The sequence below is a fragment of the Allokutzneria sp. NRRL B-24872 genome (assembly GCF_002155965.1).
In the GTDB taxonomy this organism is placed as follows: Bacteria; Actinomycetota; Actinomycetes; order Mycobacteriales; family Pseudonocardiaceae; genus Allokutzneria.
The window spans coordinates 1-545 of sequence record NZ_MUMH01000457.1 but is presented as its reverse complement, the minus strand read 5'-3'; the positions used below and the strand labels follow the sequence as shown (position 1 = coordinate 545).

Annotated in this window: 2 protein-coding genes; one reads left to right on the top strand and one right to left on the bottom strand. The window is 69.2% G+C overall.

Annotation, left to right across the window (positions count from 1 at the left end; translation table 11 throughout):
- The coding region (locus tag CCN37_RS38655; RefSeq protein WP_143262103.1) for an SDR family NAD(P)-dependent oxidoreductase at positions 1-293 on the bottom strand (293 nt) is incomplete at its 3' end.
- Between the two features lie 117 nt (positions 294-410).
- On the opposite strand from CCN37_RS38655, the gene CCN37_RS42130 reads away from it, so the two are divergent.
- The coding region (locus CCN37_RS42130; RefSeq protein ID WP_143262102.1) for a TetR family transcriptional regulator at positions 411-545 on the top strand (135 nt) is incomplete at its 3' end.

The window sequence follows — 545 nt, the reverse complement described above, 5'->3', positions numbered from 1 at the left end:
ACCTGTGCTTCGGTGGCTTCTTCGACCATTCCGTAGAGCATCACGCCGGCGTTGTTGACGACGACGTCGAGCCCGCCGAAAACGGCCGCTGCCTGCTCCACGGCGTCGAACACGGCTTGGCGATCGGTGACGTCCAGCGGGACGTGCACGAGCCGGTCGTGGGCGAGCGTGCCTTTCGTCCGGGACGCGGCGACCACCCGGTGGCCGGCCGCGAGTGCGGCTTCGGCGATCGCCCGGCCCAGACCGCGTGAAGCCCCGGTGACGAACCAGACCTGACCTTCGGTAGCCGTCATGGCTCCAACCCCCTGTCGTTCCGCGAGACGAATCGTCTCGTCTCGCGGTGTCGAGTCTGCTTGGCTCTCGGCGGCGTGTCAAGACGGAACGGTTCGTCTCGCCGCTAGGCTGTCGGCGTGGTCACCAAGAAACCCGACGCCACCCGGCGCAGCGAGCGGTCCCGCCGGGCGATCCTCGCGTCGACTCGCGAGCTGATCGTCGAGCTCGGCTACGCCAAGGTGTCGATCGACGCCATCGCGGCGCGGGCCGGC